The 20165-nt window shown below is 44.1% G+C and carries 14 protein-coding genes; 13 read left to right on the forward strand and 1 reads right to left on the reverse strand.

All coding sequences use genetic code 11. The features are described from left to right. Nucleotides 1–69: 69 nt before the first annotated feature. Nucleotides 70–1350, reverse strand: a complete 1281-nt coding sequence (gene gltA / locus ACR64G_RS00640; RefSeq protein WP_435980600.1) for a citrate synthase — start codon at nucleotides 1348–1350, stop codon at nucleotides 70–72. Nucleotides 1351–2188: 838 nt separating this feature from the next. On the opposite strand from gltA, the gene sdhC reads away from it, so the two are divergent. The 13 genes from sdhC (at nucleotide 2189) to ACR64G_RS00705 (ending at nucleotide 20097) form a co-directional block, all read left to right on the forward strand. Continuing rightward, entirely contained in the window at nucleotides 2189–2578 is a 390-nt protein-coding gene (sdhC, locus tag ACR64G_RS00645) for a succinate dehydrogenase, cytochrome b556 subunit (protein WP_435979649.1), read from the forward strand. Nucleotides 2579–2580: 2 nt separating this feature from the next. Further along, complete coding sequence (sdhD, locus tag ACR64G_RS00650; RefSeq protein WP_317199677.1) at nucleotides 2581–2985, forward strand: succinate dehydrogenase, hydrophobic membrane anchor protein; 405 nt, start codon at nucleotides 2581–2583, stop codon at nucleotides 2983–2985. 410 nt (nucleotides 2986–3395) lie between these two features. Next, entirely contained in the window at nucleotides 3396–5246 is a 1851-nt protein-coding gene (gene sdhA / locus ACR64G_RS00655; RefSeq protein WP_435979650.1) for a succinate dehydrogenase flavoprotein subunit, read from the forward strand. Between the two features lie 173 nt (nucleotides 5247–5419). Continuing rightward, entirely contained in the window at nucleotides 5420–6130 is a 711-nt protein-coding gene (locus tag ACR64G_RS00660; RefSeq protein ID WP_435979651.1) for a succinate dehydrogenase iron-sulfur subunit, read from the forward strand. A 545-nt stretch (nucleotides 6131–6675) separates the two neighbouring features. Further along, entirely contained in the window at nucleotides 6676–9549 is a 2874-nt protein-coding gene (locus tag ACR64G_RS00665) for a 2-oxoglutarate dehydrogenase E1 component (RefSeq protein WP_435980601.1), read from the forward strand. A gap of 111 nt (nucleotides 9550–9660) precedes the next feature. Beyond that, nucleotides 9661–10947, forward strand: a complete 1287-nt coding sequence (gene odhB, locus ACR64G_RS00670; protein WP_435979652.1) for a 2-oxoglutarate dehydrogenase complex dihydrolipoyllysine-residue succinyltransferase — start codon at nucleotides 9661–9663, stop codon at nucleotides 10945–10947. 253 nt (nucleotides 10948–11200) lie between these two features. After that, nucleotides 11201–12652: a dihydrolipoyl dehydrogenase gene (gene lpdA, locus ACR64G_RS00675; RefSeq protein ID WP_435979653.1), complete on the forward strand. Its 1452-nt coding sequence runs from the start codon at nucleotides 11201–11203 to the stop codon at nucleotides 12650–12652. 135 nt (nucleotides 12653–12787) lie between these two features. Then, nucleotides 12788–13966 (forward strand): ADP-forming succinate--CoA ligase subunit beta, encoded by a 1179-nt coding sequence (gene sucC / locus ACR64G_RS00680; protein WP_435979654.1) that lies wholly within the window; start codon nucleotides 12788–12790, stop codon nucleotides 13964–13966. Nucleotides 13967–13992: 26 nt separating this feature from the next. Next, on the forward strand, nucleotides 13993–14868 hold the full coding sequence (gene sucD, locus ACR64G_RS00685; RefSeq protein WP_435979655.1) for a succinate--CoA ligase subunit alpha: 876 nt from the start codon (nucleotides 13993–13995) through the stop codon (nucleotides 14866–14868). A gap of 114 nt (nucleotides 14869–14982) precedes the next feature. Then, entirely contained in the window at nucleotides 14983–16029 is a 1047-nt protein-coding gene (galE, locus tag ACR64G_RS00690; RefSeq protein ID WP_435979656.1) for a UDP-glucose 4-epimerase GalE, read from the forward strand. A 64-nt stretch (nucleotides 16030–16093) separates the two neighbouring features. Further along, nucleotides 16094–16978, forward strand: a complete 885-nt coding sequence (locus ACR64G_RS00695; RefSeq protein WP_435979657.1) for a UTP--glucose-1-phosphate uridylyltransferase — start codon at nucleotides 16094–16096, stop codon at nucleotides 16976–16978. Between the two features lie 15 nt (nucleotides 16979–16993). Next, on the forward strand, nucleotides 16994–18643 hold the full coding sequence (gene pgi / locus ACR64G_RS00700; RefSeq protein WP_435979658.1) for a glucose-6-phosphate isomerase: 1650 nt from the start codon (nucleotides 16994–16996) through the stop codon (nucleotides 18641–18643). Nucleotides 18644–18693: 50 nt separating this feature from the next. Further along, nucleotides 18694–20097: a UDP-glucose/GDP-mannose dehydrogenase family protein gene (locus ACR64G_RS00705; RefSeq protein WP_435979659.1), complete on the forward strand. Its 1404-nt coding sequence runs from the start codon at nucleotides 18694–18696 to the stop codon at nucleotides 20095–20097. The last annotated feature ends 68 nt before the right edge of the window (nucleotides 20098–20165 follow it).

Here is a 20165-nt window from a genome sequence, read left to right on the forward strand (position 1 = left end):
GACATAAAAAATCCCGCACAGTAGGCGGGATTTTTTATGTGTAGTCGTTTACTTTTTTGTGATCAAAATCTATTTACGATCTTCAAGCTGAACGAAATCGCGTTTAGTCTCGCCCGTATATAACTGACGCGGACGACCGATTTTGAATGGCGTGCTGTGCATCTCAAGCCAATGACTGATCCAACCAGAGGTACGCGCTAGCGAGAAGATAACCGTAAACATTGACGTTGGAATACCGATAGCTTTTAAGATAATACCAGAATAAAAGTCAACGTTCGGATACAGGTTACGCTCGATGAAGAACGGATCTTCTAAAGCAATCTTTTCAAGTGCCATAGCCAATTCAAGCTTAGGATCATCAATTCCTAAAGCTTCTAATACTTCATCAGAGGCCTTTTTGAGTACTTGCGCACGTGGATCAAAGTTTTTGTAGACACGATGACCAAAGCCCATAAGCTTCACTTCACGGCTCTTCACCTTTTCCATAAACTCCGGCACATTTTCAACTGATCCGATCTCATCTAACATCTCAAGCACAGCTTCGTTTGCGCCGCCGTGTGATGGACCCCAAAGGGCGGCAATACCTGCAGCGATACAGGCGTAAGGGTTTGCGCCAGTAGAACCTGCTAGACGTACCGTAGAGGTTGATGCATTTTGCTCATGATCTGCATGCAAAGTAAAGATCTTATCCATAGCATCAGCAATGATAGGATTCACTTTATAGTCAGTATCGCCTGGAGTTGCAAACATCATGTATAAGAAGTTCTCAGCATAGCTAAAATCTTTGCGTGGATACATGAATGGCTCGCCCTGTGAGTATTTATAACTCATAGCAGCAAGGGTTGGCATTTTGGCGATGAGGCGAATAGCGGTAAGCTCACGATCATTCTCATTGCTGATGTCTAGGCCTTCATGATAAAACGCGGATAAGGCACCAACGACACCAACCATAATAGCCATAGGATGGGCATCACGGCGAAAGCCTTCAAAGAACTTACGCAATTGGTCATGTACTGCTGAATGCTGACGAATTTTTTTGAAAAAATCTTCTTTTTGCTCGCTGTTTGGAAGTTCACCATTGATAAGAGCATAGGCGACTTCTAGGTATTCAGCATTATTGGCCAATTGATCAATGGGGTAACCACGATGCAACAGCTCACCTTTACCGCCATTGATGAAAGTGATCTTTGATTCAACGGGAGCCGTGACTTTAAATCCAGGGTCATAAGACCAGTAGCCCGCTTCTTGTAAGGCAGCAACATCAATAACCGACTGTCCTAAAGTACCATCTGTAATAGGCAGCTGGTATTCATTACCATCTATAGTTAATGTGGCACTCTTATCAGCCATATTGTTATCAGCCATAATTTCCTCTCCATTGGTTTTAATTTATTAACACAAAAACGAAACTAACGCCTATTTTTGCGTCGTTACGAGTCAAACAGTGACTCGCAAAATCTTATTGATACGTTATCTTATCTATTTTAGCAGTAAACAACAGTGATTTGAAAAGACTTTTAGCATTCATGCTATCGATCAACGGCCCTTGTGGACGTTTAGATGCGGTAATTATTGTATCAAAATATGTATGATTACTGACATTACAAATATTTTATAAAAAATGATACTTTTACTAGATATGGTCTAGACAACGATATGTTCTATCTAAATTTCGATTAAAATACAAAGATATAGTCATCATTGTGACGTTTCAAGTTGTTAACAGACCGTTAAAATCCTTTTATAACTCATTATTCAGACGATAAGTTTGTAATTAGTGCTCAGGCATTTTATAATTGAGACAATTTGGCTAAAGCAAACTTTGTTGGCGTGAGTAGATGAAGATGAGACAACGTTATTATGTCCATTGTAAGATCTACTACGAACTTATATTTTGTTACCATAAAGACGGACATTCATAGGATAGATATATTTCTTAACTTGAATGTTTTTGTTATTTGTTCTATTTTTAAGTAGCTTATCTTGAAGTCTTCCTTAATAATGTAATCTATGTTTACAGTGGGGTTGTGACTTGAAGTGCTACATAGATAGAGCAGCCATAGTTGGTACAAAATAGACAAGGTCAATTAGCTCTTCCTAACTCTATTCGCCTCATTATTTGCACCGTGCTTAGAGTTATATGGCTCTTTTGAGCACCAAGTAGATACATGAGTATAACCGCAAAAGGATGACCGCTGTGAAAAGCAACCGACCCATTGATCTACCTATGAGTCAAGTGATTAGCGTTAATGCAAAATCACCTATCGCTATTGCCTCAATCTTGCACCGTATTTCAGGTATCGTTCTATTCTTACTTATTCCTGTCATGCTTTGGTTACTACAGACTTCTTTGGCATCACCTGAGAGCTTTGCAACTGTATTCGATAACGTTTTGGTTCGTTTTGTGGCTTGGATATTTGTCGCTGCCATCTCTTACCATTTTGTGATGGGTATGAAGCATTTGTTTGCTGATATGGGCATGAACGAAGAGCTAAAGTCTGGTCGCACAGCTGCTGTTGTGAGCTTTGTTATCGCTGCGATACTGATCGTTGCGTCATTTATATGGGTGATGTTCTAATGATTAAGAATAATTCAGGTATCAAGAGCGCAACAGGTTTGACAGGTTCAGGGTCACGCGATTGGATTGTGCAACGTTTTGGCGCTGTGGTATTGGCTCTATATAGCTTGACCCTGCTAGGTTTCTTTTTGACCCATGGCAGCGTTGATTTTTATGAGTGGTTTGGCTTTATGAACAGTTTGCCTATGCGTCTATTTAGTCTAGTCGCTATTATTGCTCTAGCAGGTCATGCTTGGGTTGGTATGTGGACCGTGTTTACAGATTACATCACCACTAGCAAAGTCGGTGCAAAAGCTGCAGGCTTGCGTCTAGCGCTACAAGCATTGATGGTTGCAGCAATCTTGGTCTACGTATTTTGGGGCATCATGATCTTTTGGGGTAATGGCTTCAACGTCGTTGCTGTTTAATCGATAGCTTTTTGTAGACTGCTACTTTGTTCGATGATTACTTTTTCATTACTGACCTAATAGTTAATTGCTTGCAAATACAAACTGTTAAGTCACAAATGAAGTGTTTAAAAGTAGCAAATTGATGACTATATAGAATAGTAGCCACCCGTGATGTCCTAATTTGCCAGTAGTGTAAGGATATAACGAATCAACAAGGCTACTAGCATTGACACTGATAAAGATTAAGCCGTTCATATTCTTGCAAGTAGTTTGATGGGTATTATAAACGCCGCCCACACGAATGATGACATCGCTCTTATATCGCCAGTAGATAGTCTATATGCACAGAGCTATAGACCAACCTATCAGATAATCCTTATTTACTTCACAAGTACTACTTATATTGAGTACTCATTAGGAAGACCATAATGGCAACTAGACAAGATAATACTATTAGCAATATTAAGACCCTAAATTACGATGCTATCATTGTTGGTGGCGGCGGTTCAGGTATGCGCGCCTCATTGCAACTGGCAGAAGCAGGTATGAATGTTGCTGTCCTTACCAAGGTGTTTCCAACGCGCTCGCATACAGTAGCAGCACAGGGCGGTATTGGCGCAAGCCTTGGTAATATGAGTAATGACAACTGGCATTTTCACTTTTATGATACGGTCAAAGGTTCAGACTGGTTAGGCGATCAAGACGCTATCGAGTACATGTGCCGTGAAGCGCCAAAAGTAGTCTATGAGCTTGAACATATGGGAATGCCGTTCGATCGTAACGAAGACGGTACTATCTATCAGCGTCCCTTTGGCGGACACACCTCAAACTATGGTGAAAAGGCTGTTCAACGCGCTTGCGCTGCAGCTGACCGTACGGGTCATGCGCTATTGCATACGCTATATCAGAAAAACCTAGAGCAAGGCACGCAGTTCTTTGTTGAGTGGATTGCTCTTGATTTGATTAAAGACGAAGCGGGCAATATCAACGGTGTTGTTGCTTTAGAGCAAGAGACAGGTACGGTTGCCGTATTCCAAGCACCGATCACGGTACTCGCAACGGGCGGTGCAGGGCGTATTTTTGAAGCATCAACTAATGCTTATATTAATACGGGCGACGGTATCGGCATGGCGGTACGCGCAGGCGTTCCACTAGAAGATATGGAGTTTTGGCAGTTTCATCCGACGGGTGTCGCAGGCGCAGGTGTCCTGTTAACTGAGGGCTGCCGAGGCGAAGGTGCTATCTTACGTAACAAAGACGGTGAAGCCTTTATGGAGCGCTATGCGCCAACTGTCAAAGATTTAGCACCGCGTGATCTAGTCTCACGTTCTATGGATCAAGAGATCAAAGAGGGTCGAGGTTGTGGCCCTAATGGCGATTATATCGTAATGGATATGACGCATTTAGGGGTCGAAACCATCATGAAGCGCTTGCCATCCGTTTTTGAGATTGGCAGAAACTTCGCAAACGTTGATATCACCAAAGAGCCGATTCCAGTTATTCCAACTATTCATTATATGATGGGCGGCATTCCAACGACGATCCATGGTCAAGTAGTCAAACCCGATCTAGAAGCGGGTACGGATGATGAAGGTCTATATACCGAAGGCAATATTGTCCAAGGTCTATATGCTATTGGCGAATGTGCTTGCGTGAGCGTTCATGGTGCTAACCGTTTAGGAACCAACTCACTCCTTGATCTATTAGTCTTTGGTCGCGCCGCTGGTAAACATATTGTTGATGAATTTCATCAAAACGATCACAATTACAAGCCTATGGATCCACGCGTACTTGATTATACCGTCGGTCGTTTAGACAAATTACAGCAATCAACTGAAGGTCACAATGCTCAAGACGTGGCTGATGAGATCCGTACTATTATGCAGACGCATGCTAGTGTATTCCGTACACAAGCGATGATGGATGAAGGGGTCGAGAAACTTCTAGCCCTTGGTGAAAAGGTTGAAAATATTCACCTAGCGGATAAATCTCAGGTCTTTAATACTGCCCGAATTGAAGCGTTCGAAGTGGCAAACCTCTATGAAGTCGCAAAAGCAACTATGATCTCTGCTGCTAGCCGGCACGAAAGTCGTGGCGCTCATAGTGTTGCTGATTATGATCGTCCAGAAGATGATGATTATGCACCAAATGGCCGTAACGACCACGAATGGATGAAACATACCTTGTGGTATTCTGAAGGCAATCGTATTGTCTATAAGCCTGTGCGAAAAATACCACTCACTGTTGACTACATTGAGCCTAAAGTTCGCGTTTATTAGTTAGTTTATATGGCGACTACTAATGATCATTTTTAGTCGCTTGGTTTTACTATTAATTCATCTATTACAAAGGGTAAATGCAAGCCTGAGGTAAGTATGAGTACTACTGATTTTATGACTTTACTTATACAATACCGACAAGCCAGCCATTACCTAGTGTGGAGTTAAGTATTATGAGCAGAGGCAACCGTACTATCGAGATATACCGCTACGATCCTGACAGGGACGCAGCTCCGCGTATGCAAACTTACAATATTGAGCTACTAGAATCGGATCGTATGTTGCTTGATGTTTTGCTACGTCTAAAAAAAGAAGACGAGACTATTACCTTTAGACGCTCATGTCGTGAAGGGATCTGCGGATCTGATGGCATGAACATCAATGGTAAAAATGGTTTAGCTTGTCTATTAAACATGAATACTTTACCTGAAAAAATTACCGTACGTCCATTACCTGGATTACCCGTTGTTCGTGATCTGGTCGTCGACATGAACCAGTTTTACGAGCAGTACGAAAAAGTGCATCCGTATTTGATCAACGATCAGCCAGCACCACCAACAGAGCGTTTACAATCTCCTGAGCAGCGTGAAGAGCTAAATGGTTTATATGAGTGTATTTTATGCGCTTGTTGTTCGACCAGCTGTCCATCATTTTGGTGGAATCCTGACAAGTTCTTAGGTCCATCAGCTCTATTGCATGCTTATCGTTTTGTAGCAGACAGTCGTGATAGTGATGCGCAAGCACGCCTAGCACGTCTTGATGATCCGTTCAGCTTATTCCGTTGTCGCGGTATCATGAACTGTGTGTCTGTATGTCCAAAGGGTTTAAATCCAACTCGAGCGATTGGCCATCTACGTAATATGCTAATAGACCAAGCAGGCTAAAACATCAAGTTTGTTAGTCTTTTGAAATTAAAAACACCGCCGAGTGACTTGGCGGTGTTTTTTTTGGTAAGATTGCAGCTATGTTATATACAAAGCAGAGCATTATAATTTCATAGTATAGAAATACATTGGGTATAATAGAATGATACTAGATATTTAGTACATAAATACTTAGTATTGAACAAACAAACTATGTCGGCCACTAACCCCATGTTAGGGTAGGTAGCACTATATAGTTAATACGTAAAAATGATGACACAAGCTAAAAAATAGGTGTCAAACAACAGGTAAATCATACACTAAATTGATGGTCTACTGGACTCACTAACATAGCTTTGCTTATGACTAACGGCAGTATATATAAAATAAGGTTGTGCGACGAGAGCATTAAGAAAACTGAGCATTCACAAATAAAGAGTAAAATAGCACAAGTTTGTAAATTACGATTGATATTGTGTTTTTATACTCTAGATACAGATTTATCACGCAAACCCTTACCTTTCATTCATTTATCTATCAAATAGACGGTTATTATGAATAGTACAATCAAAGAAGCAGCGGACGCAGCTCATACCGAGCTTGCCGCTGATAATGCTAATTATATTGAAGCTCTTTATGAGCAGTTTTTGGACAATCCGGATAGCGTAGATAGCGATTGGCAGGAATACTTCAAACAGTATCAGTCGCCAAACGACGCCATGCACAATGCTATTCAAGATCAGTTCTTATTGCTGGCTCGCAACCAGACGGCCAATAAAGGTCGTGCATCATCAACGAGCATCACGACTAGTAATGTGGCGGATCGTGCTGATCCCAAGCAAATGGGCGTACAGCAACTGATATCGGCGTATCGTCGCCGTGGCCATCGCCGTGCCAACTTAGATCCTTTAGGCTTGCATCCGCGTCCAGAAGTAGAAGACTTGACGCTTGCGTACCATAACTTATCAGAGGCAGACCTTGACACTGTCTATCCTACTAGCGATCTAAATATCGATAAGAGTGAAGCGCCGCTACGTGAAATCATCGAGATCATGGAGCGTGTGTATTGTAGTTATATCGGTGTTGAGTACATGCATGTGACTAGCAGTACCGAAAAACGCTGGATGGAAAAATATCTTGAGAGCAATCTAGGCTATATTGAGTTTGATAAAGAAAAGCGTTTAGCTATTTTAGAACGCCTAACAGCTGCCGAAGGCTTAGAGAAATATTTGGCTCGCAAATATACGGGTGTTAAGCGTTTTGGTTTAGAGGGCGGTGAAAGCTTTATTCCTGCGATAGACGAGATCATTCAGCGTGCTGGTGGCTACGGCACCAAAGAGATGGTTATCGGTATGGCGCACCGTGGACGCCTTAACCTATTGATCAACATCTTAGGCAAAAATCCTGCTGACCTGTTCGATGAGTTCGATGGCAAAGTACAGCCAGAAAAAGGCTCAGGCGACGTTAAGTACCATAATGGTTACTCGTCCAATGTAATGACGCCTGGTGGTGAAGCGCATTTAGCACTAGCTTTCAATCCCTCGCATTTAGAAATCGTCGCGCCAGTACTACAAGGGTCAGTGCGAGCGCGTCAAGTTCGCCGTAATGATCAGCCAGGCTACGAGAACAAAAATGGCAATTCAGTACTGCCAATCGTTGTGCATGGTGACGCCGCTTTTGCTGGACAAGGCGTGGTACAAGAAACCTTTCAGATGTCGCAAACGCGTGCTTACACCACAGGTGGTACAGTACACATTGTCATCAATAATCAAGTGGGCTTTACGACCAGTCGTCAAGAAGATCTGCGCTCGACAGAATACTGTACCGACGTAGCCAAGATGGTACATGCGCCTATTCTACATGTGAACGGTGATGATCCCGAGTCGGTGATATTTGTCTCTCAATTGGCGTTAGACTACCGCCATGAATTTGATAAAGATATTATCATTGATCTATTTTGCTATCGCCGTAATGGTCACAATGAAGCTGATGAGCCTTCAGCCACGCAGCCACTTATGTACGCAGTTATCAAAAAACTACCGACTACTCGCACCATATATATCAACAAGCTAATCGAAGCGGGCGTTATCAACAGCGAAGTCGCGAGTAAATACGAGGACGAATATCGTGAGTCGCTAGATCGCGGCGAGTACGTTGCCAACTCGCTAGTCAGTGAACCTAATGAAAAGCTATTTGTAGACTGGGCGCCTTATCTGGGTCATGACCTAGTCGACGATTGGGATACGAGTGTTGATATAGAGAAGCTCAAGGGCTACGGTCGTAGTATGGCTCAAATGCCAGAAGGCTATAAGTTACAGCGTCAAGTACAAAAAATGATGGAACAGCGCTTGGCCATGCAAACAGGGGATGAGCCTCTAAATTGGGGCGCGGCTGAGACTTTGGCTTATGCCTCATTAGTTGATAATGATGACGTATTGGTTCGTATTACTGGCGAAGATGTTGGACGTGGTACGTTCTCGCATCGCCATAGCGAAATCTTTAATGTCAATGATGGCAGTATGTATGTGCCACTTGCTCATATCAGTGAGACGCAAGCACGATTTGCTACTTATAACTCGCTGTTATCAGAAGAAGCGGTATTGGCCTTTGAATACGGCTATGCGACTACCGTACCTAACGCTCTTATCGTTTGGGAAGCGCAGTTTGGTGACTTCGTCAACGGCGCGCAAGTTGTTATTGATCAGTTTATATCTAGCGGTGAGACCAAATGGCAGCGCGTTTGCGGTCTGACCATGCTATTGCCACATGGCTATGAAGGTCAAGGTCCTGAGCATTCCTCAGCACGTCCTGAGCGCTTCTTGCAGCTGTGCGCTGAAGACAATATGCAAGTCATTACACCAACGACGCCTGCGCAGATATTCCACGCTCTTCGTCGTCAAGCCGTTCGTCCTATTCGTAAGCCTTTGATTGTGATGTCACCCAAGAGCTTACTGCGTCATAAGCTTGCTACTTCGCAACTAGAAGAGCTTGCCAACGGCAAATTTGAGACTGTATTGCCAGAGACAGACGAGCAAAATGCAGACGACATTACACGCCTAGTACTGTGCGGCGGCAAGGTATACTATGACTTGTTAGAGCAGCGCCGTGAGCTTGGTCTTACGCATGTGGCTATCGTCCGTATCGAGCAGCTGTACCCTCTACCAGAAGAGCGTCTGATTAGCGAAATTGAAAAATATAGCAATCTAAAAGAGATTGTCTGGACGCAAGAGGAGCCGCTTAACCAAGGTGCTTGGTACTATCTAGCACCGCATATGTTCCGTATCGTCGTACCCCATCCAACCAAGGCAAAAGTGATGGAGCCCATCGCACGTCCACCAAGTGCAGCACCTGCGACAGGCTCTCCTAAGTTGCATGCTCAGCAGCAACAAAACCTAGTTGCAGGCGGTCTTGGTGTCAGCATTGATAAGTTGTCTAAATAATATTTATATTAAGTCCTAAATTAATCAAGCGATGATAGTCAGTATTCTAATCTTATAAGCTGACTATCACGACTCAATAATTAGCAGTATTCAAATCTAAGGAGTTTATCGATGGCTGAGATCAAAGCCCCCGTTTTTCCAGAATCAGTTGCCGATGGCACGATCGTTGAATGGCATGTCACAGAAGGTCAGCAAGTAAGTCGCGATGACTTATTGGCCGAAATTGAAACTGACAAAGTTGTATTAGAAGTTGTTGCACCTGACGATGGTGTAGTCACTAAAATTGTCAAACAAGTAGATGATACCGTTGAATCAGCAGATCTGATTGCTGAATTTGAAGCTGGCGCGAGTGCTGACGCAGGCGGTCAAGATACTGATGCTCAAGACGACAGCAACAGCTCAGATGAGCAAGGTGTACCAGCGGTCAACCCAGAACAGCCCGCTGCTCCTGTACAGGCAAAGCAAGCCGCTGATGGCGGTGAGCCGGTACAAGTGACAGATAAAAAAGAGTTCGACCACAAAGATCAAAGCCCAGCAGTACGCAAGGCTGCAAAAGAGTCTGGCGTTGATCCTAAAAATGTCGAGGGTAGTGGCCGTGATGGTCGTGTTACCAAATCAGATATGGCAAGTCCAAAACTCAAATCAGACAACTCAATCAAATCTGATAGCGGTAGTCCTGTCGCTGAGTCAGCAGGCGAGCGTACGGAAAAACGAGTTCCTATGACGCGTTTGCGTAAGCGTGTAGCTGAGCGTCTATTGTCAGCGACGCAAGAAACGGCGATGCTCACGACGTTTAACGAAGTCAATATGAAGCCATTAATGGACATGCGTACTAAGTACAAAGATCAGTTTGAGAAGCGTCATGGCGTGCGTTTAGGCTTTATGTCGCTGTTCGTTAAAGCTGCAACTGAAGCGCTTAAACGTTTCCCAGCAGTCAATGCGTCACTAGATGGCGATGATATTGTGTATCATGGTTACTATGATATCGGTGTTGCGGTATCCTCAGATCGCGGCTTGGTCGTACCTGTGCTTCGTGATACTGATCAGATGAGTATGGCGGATGTAGAGAGCAAAATTCGCGAGCTTGGCGGCAAAGCACAACAAGGTAAGTTGGGGTTAGAGGAGATGATCGGCGGTACTTTTACTATCTCAAATGGCGGCGTCTTTGGTTCATTGATGTCGACACCTATCCTGAACCCACCGCAAACTGCTATTTTGGGTATGCATGCTATTAACGATCGCCCTATGGCAGTCGATGGTAAAGTTGAGATACTACCAATGATGTATCTAGCTTTATCTTATGATCACCGTATGATTGATGGTAAAGAAGCGGTACAGTTTTTAGTTACGCTTAAGGACTTGGTAGAAGACCCAACCATGTTGCTATTAGACTTGTAAGTCTCAAAGCTTGTATTAGCAAATGCTAGTACAAGCTTTTTACCTTTGTCATGAATAGCTCAGCAAGTTGTCATACCTACCGTCTTATATTATTGCGGACAACTTCAGTTGTTCTAGCGATATCCATTTTAGTATCACTCTATGAGAAATAAACAAGGCTAGCTATTCACTCATTGTATGTACAATATTTAGTCTATGTTTGATAGATAGCTTATTTTATAACTATAATTAAAAAATATTAAGGAAACTTATTATGAAAGATAATTATGATCTAGTCGTCATTGGTGGCGGTCCTGGCGGTTATGAAGCAGCCATTCGCGCAGGCCAATTGGGTATGAGCGTCGCTTGTATCGAAAAACGTGTTTATAAAGGCGAGCCTGCGCTTGGCGGTACTTGCTTGAACGTTGGCTGTATTCCTTCAAAGGCGCTGCTAGATACCTCGCACCGTTACGAGGCAACTAAGCACGATCTTGATGAACACGGTATCAGTACTGGTGATGTCGGCATCAATGTAGAAAAGATGATCGAACGTAAAGAAGGCATCGTTAAGCAGCTGACAGGCGGCGTTGCAGCACTATTAAAAGGCAATGGCGCTGACTGGCTACAGGGCTGGGGCACGCTATTAGATGGTACAGGTAGCGACAAAAAAATAAAATTTGTCTCTCTTGATGATGACAGCGAAACTACGATTACTGCCAAAAACGTCATTCTTGCTTCAGGCTCTGTCCCTATTGATATTCCAGTAGCAAAAGTTGACCATGAGCATATCGTTGATTCTACGGGCGCGCTTGATTTTACCGAAACTCCTAAGCGTTTAGGTGTCATTGGTGCTGGTGTTATCGGTCTTGAGCTTGGCTCAGTATGGCGTCGCTTGGGTAGTGAAGTCGTAGTTTACGAAGCTTTGCCTGAGTTCTTGGCAGCGGCTGACAAAGACATCGCCAAAGAAGCGCGCAAAATGTTCAAAAAACAAGGCCTTGATATCCGTGTCGATACCAAAGTCACCAATGCTGAAGTAAAAGACGGCCAAGTAGTCGTCACGAGTGAAAACAAAGGCGAAGCGTCTGACGAGAGTTTTGATAAGCTCATTGTATGTGTTGGTCGCCGCGCTTATGCCGAAAAACTCCTAGGCGATGATAGCGGCGTGAAGCTTACTGAACGCGGTCTTATTGATGTTGATGATCAATGTAAAACCAACCTCGATGGCGTATATGCTATTGGCGACTTGGTACGTGGTCCTATGCTTGCCCATAAAGCGATGGAAGAGGGCATGATGGCCGTTGAGCGCATTCACGGTGAAAAAGCTCAGATCAACTATGACACGATCATTAATGTCATTTATACCCATCCAGAGATTGCATGGGTCGGTCTTACTGAACAAGAAGCGGCTGACGCTGGGTATGAAGTCAAAACAGGTTCCTTTAACTTAGCGGCCAACGGTCGTGCCTTAGCGCAAAGTGAGGCTCAAGGTTCCATCAAGGTTGTAGCCGATGCCAAAACGGATCGTCTGCTCGGTATGCATGCTATCTCTGCTGGTGCTGGAGATATTGTTCATCAAGGCATGATTGCGATGGAGTTCGTTTCTAGTATTGAAGACTTACAGCTAATGACATTTGCGCATCCAACGATATCTGAGGCAGTCCACGAAGCCGCCCTATCAGCTGATGGCCGTGCCATTCATGCTATCCAGCGTAAAAAGCGTAAGTAGTTAACGATTTAATTAAGCCAGAAAGTAGCTTTCACTTCTATGAAGGCTACTATGATGGTTATTAGTGCGTCAGACAGATGTTTTTGCGCACTTATTTCCACTGTTGTTCGTCAAAAAAAATAAAGGACATGATCAATGAATTTACATGAGTATCAGGCAAAAGAGCTATTAAAGAGCTATGGCTTACCTATTCAAGAAGGCATTATCGCCTATAGTGGTGATGAAGCCGCTGCAGCCTTCGATAAAACGCCAACGGATATCGCCGTTATCAAAGCACAAGTTCATGCAGGTGGTCGCGGTAAAGCAGGCGGTGTCAAATTAGTCAAATCGCGTGAAGAAGCTAAAAAGGTGGCTGATGAGCTTATCGGTACTAATTTAGTTACTTTTCAAACCGATAGCGACGGTCAACCGGTCAATTTTGTATTGGTTGCAGAAGATATGTACCCAGTACAGACTGAGCTCTATCTTGGCGCTGTCGTCGATCGCTCAACACGCCGTGTCACCTTCATGGCATCAACCGAAGGCGGCGTTGATATCGAAGAAGTTGCGAGTCAAACCCCAGAAAAAATCTTCAAAGTAAGCGTTGATCCACTAGTCGGTCTAATGCCATACCAAGCACGCGAAGTAGCATTCAAATTAGGCCTTGAAGGCAAGCAAGTCAATCAGTTCGCCAAGCTGATGCAAGGCGCTTATCAAGCCTTTATTGATAATGATTTTGCGTTACTTGAAGTTAACCCATTAGCGGTACGTGAAAACGGCGAAATCGTCTGTGTCGATGGCAAAATAGGTATCGATTCAAATGCGCTATATCGTCTGCCAAAAATTGAAGCCCTGCGTGACAAATCACAAGAGAATGAGCGCGAGCTCAAGGCTTCAGAGTTTGATTTGAACTATGTCGCATTAGAAGGCAATATCGGTTGTATGGTCAATGGTGCCGGTCTTGCTATGGCGACTATGGATATCATCAAATTGTATGGCGGCAAGCCTGCTAACTTCTTGGACGTGGGCGGCGGCGCTACCAAAGATCGCGTTGTTGAAGCGTTTAAGATTATCTTAGAAGACAGCAGTGTTGAAGGCGTCTTGATTAACATCTTTGGCGGTATTGTACGCTGTGACATGATTGCAGAAGCGATCATAGCGGCAGTTAGAGAAGTGGACGTAAAAGTGCCAGTGGTTGTGCGCTTAGAAGGTAACAATGCTGAAAAAGGCCTACAGATATTAGAAGAATCTGGTCTGAAGCTTACCTCAGCTCAGGGACTTGCTGATGCAGCGCAAAAGATTGTCTCTGCGGTTACCACTGGTATCGTCAACTAAAATAGTGATAAAAAGTAGGAAAAATAATGAGTGTATTAATTGATAAAAATACCAAGGTATTGGTACAAGGTTTCACGGGTAAAAACGGTACGTTTCATTCTGAACAAGCGATTGAATACGGCACCAAAGTGGTCGGCGGCGTAACGCCAGGTAAGGGCGGTCAAACGCATTTAGGTCTACCTGTGTTTGATACTATGGCTGAGGCGATGGAGGTCACGCAAGCGGACGCCTCTGTAATTTATGTGCCAGCACCCTTTGTACTAGATTCAATCGTTGAAGCGGTCGATGCGGGCGTCAAGCTTATCGTCGTCATCACCGAAGGCGTGCCGACTTTGGATATGCTAAAAGCCAAGCGTTACCTTGAAGCTGCGGGTGATGTACGTCTAGTCGGTCCTAACTGCCCAGGTGTCATTACTCCAGGTGAGTGCAAAATAGGTATCATGCCAGGCCATATTCATCTGCCAGGTAAAGTAGGTATCATCTCACGCTCTGGCACGCTGACTTATGAAGCCGTTGCTCAGACTACAAAACTAGGTTTTGGTCAGTCGACTTGCATCGGTATTGGCGGCGATCCTATTCCTGGTATGAACCAGATAGACGCGCTAAAGCTGTTTCAAGATGATCCACAAACCGAAGCCATTATCTTAATCGGTGAGATTGGCGGCACGGCTGAAGAAGAAGCAGCGGCCTATATCAAAGAAAACGTGACTAAACCTGTTATCGGTTACATCGCTGGCGTGACGGCGCCCGCTGGCAAGCGTATGGGTCATGCAGGCGCTATTATCTCAGGTGGTCAAGGAACTGCTGAAGAAAAATTCAAGGCCTTTGAAGATGCGGGTATTGCTTACACGCGTGATCCCTCAAAACTGGGTGATAAGCTAAAAGAAGTCACAGGCTGGTAATGTGCCCAAAGCTACATAAGTTTGGCAGATAACTATTCGACTATATTGATATACTATCAAGACACTTCACAATGAGGTGTCTTTTTTTATTCTCATACAATTCTGGTTAACACTATGAAGCATAAAATTTTGGTCACAGGCGGCGCGGGCTACATAGGGTCTCATACTTGTATTGCTCTACATCAAGCAGGATATGAGGTGGTCGTTTTTGACAATCTGTCCAATAGTAGCGCTGAGGCGGTTAATCGCGTCTCTCAGCTGATTGATGCACCTATCGAATTTATCAAAGGGGACATCCGCGACCGTAAAGCATTACAAAAGGTGTTTTCTGAGCATGAATTTTTTGGTGTTATTCATTTTGCAGGACTAAAAGCGGTTGGTGAGTCTGTCGCCAAACCGCTGCTTTATTATGACAATAATGTTAGTGGCACGATTACTCTTCTTGATGTTATGAGTGAGTTTAGTATGAAAAGGTTCGTGTTCTCTTCGTCAGCAACTGTCTACGGTGATCCTGAAACTCTGCCTATTCCAGAAAATGCACCGCGCTCTGCGACGAATCCTTATGGTCAAAGCAAGCTGACGGTTGAATGTGTCTTAGAAGATTTAGCGGTAGCGGATAATGATTGGAGTCTTGTGACCTTGCGCTATTTTAATCCAGTAGGCGCACATTCTTCAGGCATAATAGGGGAAGATCCAAATGATATTCCTAATAATTTAATGCCTTTTATCTCTCAAGTTGCGGTTGGTAAGCTTGAAAAGCTCAGTATCTTTGGTAAAGACTACGCCACTATTGATGGCACAGGTGTTCGTGATTTTATTCATGTAACTGATTTGGCATTGGGTCACGTTGCAGCTTTAGATTACTTAAAAGAGCAAAGCGGATCAAAAGAGGGTCACTCGGTAGGGTTTTTACCTATTAATCTAGGTACCGGAAAAGGAACTTCGGTGTTAGAGCTGGTCGACACTTTTGCTAAGGTGACTGAGCAGGATATCCCTTATCAGTTTGCCAAGCGCCGAGCTGGTGATATTGCCAGTTGTTATGCTAGTGCCGACAAAGCAAAAACGCTACTGGGCTGGGAGGCTAAGCTCTCTATCATTGATATGTGCACCGATACTTGGCGCTGGCAAAGTCGAAACCCTAATGGCTATAATGCGTCTTAGAAGTGGCTTTTCACTCAAGACTTTTTTACTTTATATTTAAACTTTCTTAACGTAGATTTCATTTATGACAAAAATTACTCACGCCGTTATACCTGTGGCAGGCTTTGGCACTCGGATGTTGCCATTATCAAAATCAGTACCTAAAGAGCTGTTGCCACTAGGCAATCGTCCCGCTATCCATTATGTGGTCGAAGAAGCCATTGCCGCTGGTATCAAACACATTGTATTGGTCGGGCATGCACAAAAAAGCGCGATCGAGAACTATTTTGACACCAATGCAGAGCTAGATCATCAGCTACGACAAAAAGGTAAAGACGCTCTTGCCGATAGTCTGAACTGGCTACCAGAGGATGTGACGGTATCTATGATACGTCAGGGCAAAGCGTTGGGTTTGGGTCATGCGGTATTGGCCGCGCGGCCTATCATTGGTAATCATGATTTTGCGGTATTGCTACCAGATGTGGTGCTTGATCCCTTTACAACAGATAGCCATAGCGATAACTTAGCCTTTATGATTAAACAGTTTACTAATGATGGACATTCGCAAATACTAGTAGATAAAGTGGCTGATGAAGACGTACACAAATATGGTATCGCTAAGCTTAGTGAAGGTAATGATACTTCTATAAAAAACGATAACAGCAAAGTATCCGAAAACGTCAGTTTTAAAGTCGCAGGGTTTATAGAAAAACCTAGTTTGGATAAAACACCTTCTCGATTGGCCGTAGTAGGTCGCTACGTGTTTAGTAATCAAATTTTTGGTTATTTAGCCAATACTACTGCGTCCGTTGGCGGTGAGATTCAGCTGACAGATGCTATCGACGCTTTGATTAGTCAGTATGGTGTAAACGTAACGACAATGCGCGGCGATAGTTATGATGCAGGAGATATGAACTCTTATATGCAAGCGTTTATCTATTTTGCCCAGCAACAGCTTACTGATAATTAATACATGGATGTAAAAATGCAAAGCCATAGCTTCAAAAGCGCGCGCCTATCTAAACCATGGGAGCAGCTCCAAGACCTTGCCAAACACTCTTGGTCACTTGCCGATCTGTTTGCCAAGGATAATGAGCGTACGACGCGCTTTAGTACGCAAGCAGGCGAGCTGTACATGGATTACAGCAAACAATGTATCGATGAGACCGTATTGTCGACGCTTTTGGATCTCGCTGAGAGTTGTGATCTATCTGGCCGTATCAAAGCGCTCATGCGGGGCGCTATGGTCAATACCAGTGAAGAGCGCGCCGCTTTACACACCGCTTTACGCTTGCCGCAAACTGCTAAGTTACAAGTGGGTGAGCAAAATGTTGTCACCGACGTGCATAACAGTCTACTGCAAGTAGAGCACTTATCGAGGCGCATAAGAAATGGTACTTGGCGCGGGTTCTCAGGCAAAGCAATCACCGATGTGGTTAATATCGGTGTTGGCGGGTCAGACCTTGGACCTTTAATGGCGGCGACAGCACTTGATGAATGGTCTGATACCGATATTATGGTGCATTTTGTCTCTAATATGGACGGCTCCCAGCTTGATAATCTACTCAAACGTTTAAATGCTGAGACCACACTATTTATCATCTCCTCCAAATCATTTGGTACAGTAGATACTCTATCTAATGCCAAGACGGCGTTATCGTGGCTGCTGGCAACTGCCAAGCGCCGCGCTGGTAGTGAAGATAGCGTATTACGTCGGCACTTTATCGGTATATCTGCCAATAACGAAAAGATGAGCGCGTGGGGTATTCATCCTGAGCATCAGTTGCAGCTTTGGGATTGGGTTGGTGGGCGTTTCTCTTTATGGTCAGCGATTGGTTTGGCGATTGCTGTGCGCATTGGTATGAGTCAATTTCGTGAATTGCTAGCTGGCGCTCATAGTATGGATGAGCACTTTGCTCATACTGACTTTGCAGATAACCTGCCTGTACTTTTAGGTTTACTTGCGGTTTGGAACAGTACTTTTTTGCAAATACACGCTCATACTGTGTTGCCATATGACGGTAGGCTCAGCTATCTCCCCAGCTACTTGACGCAGCTGGAGATGGAGAGTAATGGCAAGTCAGTGACTCATGATGGCACTCGCGTAGATTACAATACTTGCCCGATTCTATGGGGTGAAATTGGATCTGATGCGCAGCACGCGTTCTATCAGCTCTTGCATCAAGGTACTCAGCATGTGTCTTGCGATTTTATCGCCTGTGTACGTCACTACAGTGATGAGCTACAGAATGCCTCCTTACAAAATCAGCATGAACTATCTTTGTCCAATTGCTTGGCACAAAGCCGCGTCTTAGCCTTTGGTAATGCGGCGATTGTCGAAGAGGCTAGCGCCTGCGCGGCAGATAAATATAAACATTACCGCGGTAACCAGCCCTCAACGACGCTATTACTTGATAAGCTCACACCGCATAGCTTAGGTTCACTTATTGCCTTATATGAGCATAAAGTTTATGTCATGGCGAGTATCTGGGACATCAACCCTTTTGATCAATGGGGCGTTGAGATGGGCAAACAGATGGCAGAGACGGTTTATCATGCACTACAACAAGATAGTAGCGATCAATTTGATAGCTCGACCAATCAGCTACTTGCTCACATCAAACAGCTGTCTTAATACTGTTTGTGATAAGAAGTAAATTTTAATAAGAAGTAAAGGATAATCTTATGGCCTCCAGCTTTGCTGACAACGATAATAACGACGAAAACGCTAATCGTCTTGCCGTCAAACATTCTGACGTTTGCGTACTCATCGGTCATGGAGTCGAGGCGCTCACTAGTGCGGTCGTGCTGGCAAGTTTAGGTCAGTACGTCCATATTTATGCTGATAGTGATAAATTGTCGCAGCAGTTGCAGCAATATAGTTTTGAGCATCACCTGCAAGCTTTGTGGCAGCTATATATTCAGCAAGAGCAGATTATCAGTTGTGAGTTACCAAAGATGGCTTATGATCTGATTCACAATTATGAGCATGTCTCGCAAATAGCTAGTACGGATAACAGACACAATAGCGTAGAGACCACAGCCAACGCCGCGCTTTATTGGTTATTTCTGGATGATATCAAGTCGCTTTGGAATGACGATAGTTGGATTAGTGCTTTTAACGATAGCCAGCAACAAAACCTGCCAATGATTATGAGCGGTATCGAAAGTTTGGGCCATATCTCTCAAGTCGCTAAGCGCTTAAGACGTGCTTGGGTCTATTATGTACCCTTTATCTTCTTGCAAGATGGTGAGGCTTATAGCTCAATGCTAAAACCATCGTTATGGCTACTTGGCGAAAAGACTCCAGATAGCAGCCAGCATCTAGGAGCACTCCAGCCTTTGATGCAACAGGCACGCTCGTATCATCATGCTGATATTGCGACGATAGAGTTTGCCCGTAGTAGTATTATGGCGATGCTAGCCACTCGCGTCAGTTTTATGAATGAGATGTCTCGCTTAGCAGATAGCCAGAACGTCGATATCGGACAGGTCAGCCAGATTATGGGACTGGATGCGCGCGTGGGTAGCAGCTACTTACAAGCGGGCTGGGGATTTGGTGGTAACACTCTACCTAGTGAGCTTATAAAACTTAAAAACTCAGGACAGACTGGCCGCGTAGAGATGCCATTATTGCAAGCCGTCATGCATATTAATGAAGATCAAAAAGAGCTGATATTTCGCAAGTTTTGGCAGTACTTTGATGGGTTCATCGATAACAAGGCGGTGATGATTTGGGGCGGCAGTTATAAGTCAGGCTCCGGACGCACCGCAAATTCAGCGATTCATCCACTATTGAGCCTGTTGTGGTCATATAATATTCGTACACTGGTTTATAGTGATAAGGCGCAAACCGAGCTTGCTGAGCTGTATGAAGGACAACCCCTTATGACGTTGATTAATAGCCCTTATCAGTCTTTAGATAGCGCTCAAGCTATTTTTATCATCAGCTGGTCGCCACAAGATCGGTTGGAGATAGCGACTATTAATCAATACGCGATGCCTATCTTTGATGCACAAAATATCTTAAGCCGCGTGCAGGTTGAAGGACTAGTAGGGGATTATGTGGGTATCGGTCGCAGTAAATAACAGGGGTCTTACTCTGATAAAGTGCGCCGATAAAAAGGGTCTATTCATAGGACAATGAATAGACCCTT

The organism is Psychrobacter sp. DM4 (assembly GCF_051307035.1).
Classification (GTDB): Bacteria; Pseudomonadota; Gammaproteobacteria; order Pseudomonadales; family Moraxellaceae; genus Psychrobacter.

Coding starts and splice junctions, on each gene's coding strand:
- sdhA (WP_435979650.1), top strand. CDS start 3,396: ATGGCAACTAGACAAGATAATACTATTAGCAATATTAAGACCCTAAAT.
- sucD (WP_435979655.1), top strand. CDS start 13,993: ATGAGTGTATTAATTGATAAAAATACCAAGGTATTGGTACAAGGTTTC.
- ACR64G_RS00695 (WP_435979657.1), top strand. CDS start 16,094: ATGACAAAAATTACTCACGCCGTTATACCTGTGGCAGGCTTTGGCACT.
- sdhC (WP_435979649.1), top strand. CDS start 2,189: ATGACCGCTGTGAAAAGCAACCGACCCATTGATCTACCTATGAGTCAA.
- pgi (WP_435979658.1), top strand. CDS start 16,994: ATGCAAAGCCATAGCTTCAAAAGCGCGCGCCTATCTAAACCATGGGAG.
- ACR64G_RS00660 (WP_435979651.1), top strand. CDS start 5,420: ATGAGCAGAGGCAACCGTACTATCGAGATATACCGCTACGATCCTGAC.
- galE (WP_435979656.1), top strand. CDS start 14,983: ATGAAGCATAAAATTTTGGTCACAGGCGGCGCGGGCTACATAGGGTCT.
- odhB (WP_435979652.1), top strand. CDS start 9,661: ATGGCTGAGATCAAAGCCCCCGTTTTTCCAGAATCAGTTGCCGATGGC.
- ACR64G_RS00705 (WP_435979659.1), top strand. CDS start 18,694: ATGGCCTCCAGCTTTGCTGACAACGATAATAACGACGAAAACGCTAAT.
- lpdA (WP_435979653.1), top strand. CDS start 11,201: ATGAAAGATAATTATGATCTAGTCGTCATTGGTGGCGGTCCTGGCGGT.
- sucC (WP_435979654.1), top strand. CDS start 12,788: ATGAATTTACATGAGTATCAGGCAAAAGAGCTATTAAAGAGCTATGGC.
- gltA (WP_435980600.1), bottom strand. CDS start 1,350: ATGGCTGATAAGAGTGCCACATTAACTATAGATGGTAATGAATACCAG.